General features: G+C 65.6%; 5 protein-coding genes. 4 read left to right on the top strand and 1 reads right to left on the bottom strand.

From position 1 onward, the window contains the following. The first annotated feature begins 758 nt into the window (after nucleotides 1-758). The 4 genes from LPW26_RS22750 to LPW26_RS22765 all read left to right on the top strand — a co-directional run bounded on the left by LPW26_RS22750 (nucleotide 759) and on the right by LPW26_RS22765 (nucleotide 5822). Nucleotides 759-1244: a (2Fe-2S)-binding protein gene (locus LPW26_RS22750; RefSeq protein WP_238737996.1), complete on the top strand. Its 486-nt coding sequence runs from the start codon at nucleotides 759-761 to the stop codon at nucleotides 1242-1244. Nucleotides 1245-1354: 110 nt separating this feature from the next. Further along, nucleotides 1355-3700, top strand: coding sequence for a xanthine dehydrogenase family protein molybdopterin-binding subunit (locus LPW26_RS22755; protein ID WP_238738000.1), 2346 nt, complete (start codon nucleotides 1355-1357; stop codon nucleotides 3698-3700). Between the two features lie 13 nt (nucleotides 3701-3713). Next, on the top strand, nucleotides 3714-4514 hold the full coding sequence (locus LPW26_RS22760) for an FAD binding domain-containing protein (protein ID WP_238737997.1): 801 nt from the start codon (nucleotides 3714-3716) through the stop codon (nucleotides 4512-4514). Between the two features lie 198 nt (nucleotides 4515-4712). After that, complete coding sequence (locus LPW26_RS22765; RefSeq protein ID WP_319942193.1) at nucleotides 4713-5822, top strand: CaiB/BaiF CoA transferase family protein; 1110 nt, start codon at nucleotides 4713-4715, stop codon at nucleotides 5820-5822. A 212-nt stretch (nucleotides 5823-6034) separates the two neighbouring features. Here the strand turns inward: LPW26_RS22765 and fahA are convergent, their stop codons facing one another. Next, a complete protein-coding gene (gene fahA / locus LPW26_RS22770; RefSeq protein WP_238737998.1) occupies nucleotides 6035-7300 on the bottom strand; it encodes a fumarylacetoacetase in 1266 nt (421 codons plus the stop codon). Nucleotides 7301-7443 lie beyond the last annotated feature (143 nt).

The following is a 7443-nucleotide window of genomic DNA, read 5'->3' on the forward strand; positions in this document are numbered from 1 at the left end:
TCCCAAGGAGAGGGGCGACACGCGATCGTCACGGTTCGCGGGACGGGGGGCGATGGACGCGGCAGCGTCAGGCGGGGACGTGAAGGCAGGGCGGGCTCCCTTTCATTGAAAGGCCCCGTGAGCCGACACCGAAGCGCTGACGACCACGCTGCTGCGGACGGCGAAGGCGTGTGGTCCTGATGTCCCGCGTGGCATCAAGCCCCGACGGAGGTCCGGCTTCCACCGAAGCCCAACCTCATGTCGGACGCGACGGCGACCAAAAACCGGGTCGGGCGCCGGGGAGAGCACGACATAAGCCGTTAACACCATCGCGCGCGGAACGCCGGATGTTCTCCGGTGTGACCGTGGTTTCTAACTCGTGTGCTTTTTACTTATGCACACGAGGCCGCGGGTGCATCGGGCACCCGGCGTTCCGCGCGCCCTCTTCCAAGGAGGGCGACAGGAATGCAGCACAGCTCGGGCGCATCGCGCCGCGAGAATGCGTAAGCTTGGCTGTTTAAGGTACGTGGCTGTTTGAAAAGGTGAAGACGTTCGACGTGAGATCGCGCTGGATCACGAGCGCCCATACGCCTCGCCCCGCCCCCTCCGCGTTCAGGGCCCGCAACCGAAAGCCCCGTCTTGCGAATCGCTGCCGGATCTCCCGTCATCTGTCCGTCATCGACGCCGCACCGCGGCTCCATCGCAAAAATCCCAGTTGCAAACTCCGGCGGCCGTGCTTCTAATTGGAACAATTAAAAATTCCACCGGGAGGATTGGGCGTGTCCAAAGTCTCACTGACTGTGAATGGTAAAGCCGTAACCGCGGAGGTCGAGGACAGGACCCTGCTGGTTCAGCTGCTGCGAGATCATCTCAATCTGACCGGCACCCATGTCGGCTGCGACACCAGCCAATGCGGCGCCTGCGTGGTGCATATCGACGGCCGCGCGGTGAAATCCTGCACCATGCTGGTCGGCCAGGTCGACGGCGCCAACATCACCACCATCGAAGGCATCTCGCGCGGCGACGAGCTGCACCCGATGCAGGCCGCCTTCCGCGACAATCACGGCTTGCAGTGCGGCTACTGCACGCCCGGCATGATCATGTCGGCGATCGACATCGTGAATCGCCACGGCGCCGAGCTCGACGAGCACACGCTGCGCCAGGAGCTCGAAGGCAATATCTGCCGCTGCACCGGCTATCACAACATCGTCAAATCGGTGCTCGACGCCGCCTCCCGCATGAACGTGGCGCAGGCTGCCGAATAGGCCGCCTGTCCGCACCTGTTTTCGTCGCCGACCACATAGTCGAATGATGGCTGCGACCCGCGACGCCTGCAAAGCGCGCGATCAAAGCAGCCCAAAGGGAGCAAATGCAGATGGGCATCGAGGGAATTGGCGCCAGGGTCGTTCGCAAGGAAGACCGACGCTTCATCACCGGCAAAGGCCGCTACGTCGATGACGTGAAGATCCTCGGCATGGCGCATGCGCATTTCGTGCGCAGCCCGCACGCGCACGCCAAGGTCAAGAGCATCGACGTCGAAGCCGCCAAGGCGATGCCGGGCGTGGTCGACGTGCTCACCGGTCAGCAGATCGTCGACGACAAGATCGGCAATCTGATCTGCGGCTGGGCGATCCATTCCAAGGACGGCTCGGCGATGAAGATGGGCGCATGGCCGGCGATGGCGCCGGAAACCGTGCGCTTCGTCGGCCAGGCGGTCGCGGTGGTGATCGCCGAGACCAAGAACCTCGCACGCGACGCGGCTGAAGCCGTCGTGGTCGACTACGAGGAGCTGCCGCCGGTCGCCGACATCAAGGCCGCGATCGCGCCCGGCGCCGCGCAGCTTCACCCCGAAGCGCCCGGCAACATCGTCTACGACTGGGAGATCGGCGACCAGAAGGCGACCAACGAGGCGTTCGCCAAGGCCGCGAATGTCGTCTCGCTCGAGCTGACCAACAACCGGCTGGTGCCGAACGCGATGGAGCCGCGCGCCGCCGTCGCCGAATACAACGAAGCGGAAGAACACTTCACGCTCTACACCACCTCGCAGAACCCGCATGTCGCGCGGCTGGTGCTGTCGGCGTTCTACAACGTCGCGCCTGAACACAAGCTGCGGGTGATCGCGCCCGACGTCGGAGGCGGCTTCGGCTCCAAGATCTTCATCTATCCGGAAGAAATGGTGGCGCTGTGGGCCTCCAAGCGGACCGGCCGCCCGGTGAAATGGACCGGCGACCGCTCCGAGGCGTTCGTGACCGACGCCCACGGCCGCGACCACGTCTCCAAGGCCGAGATGGCATTCGATGCCGACAACAAGATGCTGGGGCTGCGGGTCACCACCCACGCCAATTTCGGCGCCTACATGTCGCTGTTCTCGTCCTCGGTGCCGACTTATCTCTACGCGACGCTGCTGTCGGGCCAGTACAACATCCCGGCGATCTACGCCGAGGTGATCGGCGTCTACACCAACACCACGCCGGTGGACGCCTATCGCGGCGCCGGCCGACCCGAGGCCTGCTATCTGCTGGAGCGGCTGGTCGAGACCGCGGCGCGCCAGCTCAAGGTCGATCCGACCGAACTGCGGCGCAAGAACTTCATCACCCAGTTCCCGCATCAGACCCCGGTGATCATGGCGTACGACACCGGCGACTTCAACGCGTCGCTCGATGCCGCGCTGAAGGCGATCGACTACGCGGGCTTCCCGGCCCGCAAGGCGAAGGCCAAGAGCGAAGGCAAGCTGCGCGGGCTCGGCTTCTCCTGCTACATTGAGGCCTGCGGCATCGCGCCGTCGAAGGCGGTCGGCTCGCTCGGCGCCGGCGTCGGTCTGTGGGAATCCGCGGAGGTCCGCGTCAACCCGGTCGGCACCATCGAGATCCTGACCGGCTCGCACAGCCACGGCCAGGGCCATGAGACCACGTTCTCGCAGCTCGTCGCCGACCGGCTCGGTATCCCGATCTCGCAGGTGTCGATCGTGCACGGCGACACCGACAAGGTGCAGTTCGGCATGGGTACCTACGGCTCGCGCTCCGGCGCCGTCGGCATGTCGGCAATCGTCAAGGCGATGGAGAAGGTCGAATCGAAGGCAAAGAAGATCGCCGCGCATCAGCTCGAAGCCTCCGAGAACGACATCGTCATCGAGAACGGCGAGTTCAAAGTCACCGGCACCGACAAGTCGATCGCGCTGCCGATGGTCGCGCTCGCCGCCTACACGGCACACAATCTGCCGGACGACATGGAACCCGGCCTGAAGGAAAGCGCGTTCTACGATCCGACCAACTTCACCTTCCCGGCCGGCTCCTACGTCTGCGAAGTCGAAGTCGACCCGGGCACCGGCAAGACCTCGTTCGTCAACTTCGTCGCGGTCGACGATTTCGGTCGGCTGATCAACCCGATGATCGTCGAGGGCCAGGTCCATGGCGGTCTGGTGCAGGGCATCGGCCAGGCGCTGCTGGAACACGCGATCTACGACGAAACCGGACAGCTCGTCACCGCGTCGTTCATGGACTACGCGATGCCGCGCGCCGAGGACGTGCCGATGTTCAACGTCTCGCACACCACGACGCTGTGCCCAGGCAATCCGCTCGGCATCAAAGGCTGCGGCGAAGCCGGCGCGATCGGCGCCTCGGCGGCGGTGATCAACGCCATCACCGACGCGATTGGCACCAACAAGCTCGAAATGCCCGCGACGCCCGACCGGGTGTGGCACGCCATCCAGTCCGCGGCCTGAGGGAGGACGACACATGTATTCGACCAACTATCACCGCGCCTCCAGCGTCGACGAAGCCGTGGCGCTGTTCGGCAAGGGCAGCGATCCGAAGTTTCTCGCCGGCGGCCACACGCTGCTGCCGGTGATGAAGCAGCGCCTCACCGCGCCGAGCGACGTCATCGACATCGCCAAGATCCCCGGACTGATCGGCATCGAGACCAGCGGCGACACGCTGACCATCAAGGCGGCGACAACGTACTACGACATCCTCAGCAATGCCGACGTGAAGCGCATGATCCCGGCGATCGCGCATCTCACCTCGGTGCTGGGCGATCCGGCGGTGCGTTATCGCGGCACGATCGGCGGTTCGGTCGCCACCAACGATCCGGCCGCGGACTATCCGGCCGCCGTGCTGGCGCTGAACGCCACGGTGAAGACCAACAAGCGCGAGATCCCGGCCGATCAGTTCTTCAAGGGCCTGTTCATGACCGCGCTGGAGGACAACGAGATCATCACGGCGATCTCGTTCCCGATCCCCGAGAAGGCCGGCTACTCGAAGATGCGCAACCCGGCGTCGCGCTTCGCGCTCACCGGCGTGTTCGTCGCCAAGCTCAAGTCCGGCGAGATCCGCGTCGCCGCCACCGGCGCCTCGCAGAGCGGCGTGATGCGGGTGCCAGTGATCGAGGATGCACTGAAGGCGAACTGGTCGGCCTCCGCGCTCGACGGCATCAAGGTCTCGGACGACGGCCTGATCGAGGACATCCACGGCACCTCGGACTATCGGGCCAACCTGATCAAGGTGATGGCGCAGCGCGCGGTCGACGCCGCAGGCTGACGCATTATTCCACATGACGGGAGACGGCGCGCCACGAGGTGCGCCGTCTTGCGTTTCGGCCACGTATTGCACTGCCGCATCATGGCCGCATGCAGCGCTGCGCTGAAAAGCCGCTTGCTCTCGGCACGGCCGGCGTGGTGATTTCGCCGCGACGCCACTGGCTCCGCTCGCGCGGACAACAACAAAAGGACACCCAAGGTGCAACAGTCAGCCTCGCCCTCCGCAACATCGCAGACCGCCATCAGCGGCCCGCTCGCCGGCATCCGCATCGTCGAATTCGCCGGCATCGGTCCGGGCCCGTTCGGTGCGATGCTGCTGGCCGACATGGGCGCCGAGGTGATCACGCTGGTACGCGCCGGGCAGAAGCCGCAGGGCGCAGCCGCGCGCGGCCGCAAGATCGTCGAGGTCGATCTCAAGAACAAGGATTCGGTGACCGGCGTGATGGCGCTGCTGGATCAGGCCGACGCGCTGATCGAAGGCTATCGGCCCGGCGTGATGGAGCGGCTCGGCCTCGGCCCGGATGTCGTGCTCGGCCGCAACCCGAAGCTGGTCTACGGCCGCATGACCGGCTGGGGCCAGACCGGCCCGCTGGCGCAGGCCGCCGGCCACGACATCAACTACATCTCGATCACCGGCGCGCTGGCGGCGATCGGCCCGGCCGAGCGGCCGGTGCCGCCGCTCAATCTGGTCGGCGATTTCGGCGGCGGGTCGATGTATCTCGTCGTCGGCCTGCTCGCCGCGCTGCTCGAAGCCAAGCGCTCGGGCAAGGGCCAGGTGGTTGACGCCGCGATGTGCGACGGCGCGGCTTCGCTGATCACGATGTTCTTCGACATGACGGCGGCCGGCCGCTGGAAGGAAACCCGCGAGAGCAACATGCTCGACGGCGGCGCGCATTTCTACGGCACTTACGAGTGCAAAGACGGCCATTTCATCTCGATCGGCTCGATCGAGCCGCAGTTCTACGCACTGCTGCGCGAACTCGCCGGCCTCACCGATGCGCAGTATGACGGCCAGATGGATCCGAAGAACTGGCCGGAGCTGAAGCAGAAGCTGGTCGCGGTGTTCAAGAGCAAGACTCGCGACGAATGGTGCAAGCTGATGGAAGGCACCGACGTCTGCTTCGCGCCGGTGCTGACGATGTCGGAAGCCACCAAGCATCCGCACATGGTGGCGCGCGAAGTCTTCATCACCCACGAAGGCCACACCCAGCCGGCTCCGGCCCCGCGGTTCCTGCGCACGCCGTCGTCGGTCCGCCCGCCGGTGAAGACCGATCTCGCCAGCCTAGCGAAGGAATGGGGCGGGAAGTAAGCTGATCAAGCCAGCCTATTTCGATCCGTGGGGTGGCGCTGAGCGAAGCGAAGCCCACGCGCGGCGCGCGCTTGCATCCTTGTCGGCGCGTGGGCACGCTGCGATCCGACGCGTGGGCACGGCGCTGCGCGCCTTTACCCACCCTACGGACTGGATTGCTTCGCTGCGCGCCCCGGAATGACGAAGGCGAAAGGTGATTGCCGCCGTGACGATCACCCCGCCGCCAGCACCGTCCCCTCGACCTCGCCGAAGCCGATGCGGTAGCCGTCGGCCTGGCACCAGCCGCGCATCACCAGCGAGTCGCCGTCTTCGAGGAAGCCGCGCTGTTCGCCGCCGGGAAGCTGCAGCGGCTCGGCGCCGTTCCAGCTCAGTTCGAGCAGGCTGCCAAGCTGATCCTTCGCCGGTCCCGACACCGTGCCGGAACCCAGCAGATCGCCGACATTCATCGCACAGCCGCTCGAGGCGTGGTGCACGAGTTGCTGGACTGACGACCAGTACATGTATTTGAAGTTGGTGGCGCTGATCCGCGCCGGCGCGTTCATCGCCGGAGTCCGCAGTGCGACTTCCAGCGCCATGTCGTAGTTGTTGGCGCCCTGCTGCTGCAGATACGGCAGCGGGGTCGGATCCTGCGCCGGGCCTTGCACTCGAAACGGCTCCAGCGCCTCGCTTGTGACGATCCACGGGCTGATCGAGGTGGCGAACGCCTTGGCCTGGAACGGCCCGAGCGGCACGTACTCCCACTGCTGGATGTCGCGTGCGCTCCAGTCGTTGAGCAGCGTGAAGCCGAAGATCATCTCTTCGGCTTGCTGTTCAGTCAGCATCGCGCCCATCGGTGACGACTGGCCGACCACGACGCCGATCTCAAGCTCAAAATCGAGCCGCTTGCACGGACCGAAGCTCGGCAGCTCGGCGCTCGGCGGCTTGAGCTGACCGCGCGGGCGATGGATCTTGGTGCCGCTCACCACCACGGTCGAGGCGCGGCCGTTGTAGCCGATCGGGATGTGCAGCCAGTTCGGCAGCAGCGGATTGCTCTTGTCGCGGAACATCGTGCCGACATTGGTGGCGTGTTCCTTCGACGAATAGAAATCGGTGAAGCCCTCGACGCGAAGCGGCAGATGCAGCCTCGCATCGCGCATCAGGATCAGCGCCTGATTGCGATGGTCGGCATTGTCGCGCAGCTCGGCATTGTCGTGCCGAAGCAGCTCACTGATCCGCGCCCGCGTCTTGCTCCACGTTACGGGCCCGAGTGCCATGAAGGCGTTGATCGAGGGCTGCGCGAATACGCCGTCCGGCAGGTCGAGCAGTTTCGCGCTCTGCAACGCGGCGAGATCGAGTACCTGATCGCCGATCGCGACGCCGACCCGCGGCGACGGGTTGCTCGAGGTGGAGAACACCCCATAGGGCAGGTTCTGGATCGGAAAGTCGGAGTCAGCCTTCACGTCGATGAAGGAGCGCAGACGCGGATCGTTGGGGTGCATGACAGGTCCTGGAACGTTGAGCGGTTCGGTCGGATCGCGGAGCCCTCTTCACCCTCCCCTGGAGGGGGAGGGTCGGCGTGTAGCGCGCGAAGCGCGCTGTGCGCCGGGGTGGGGTGAGCCGCGGGCACAGCGGATGAACTCTT

The sequence above is a fragment of the Rhodopseudomonas infernalis genome, assembly GCF_022271405.1.
GTDB classification, from domain to species: Bacteria; Pseudomonadota; Alphaproteobacteria; order Rhizobiales; family Xanthobacteraceae; genus Rhodopseudomonas; species Rhodopseudomonas infernalis.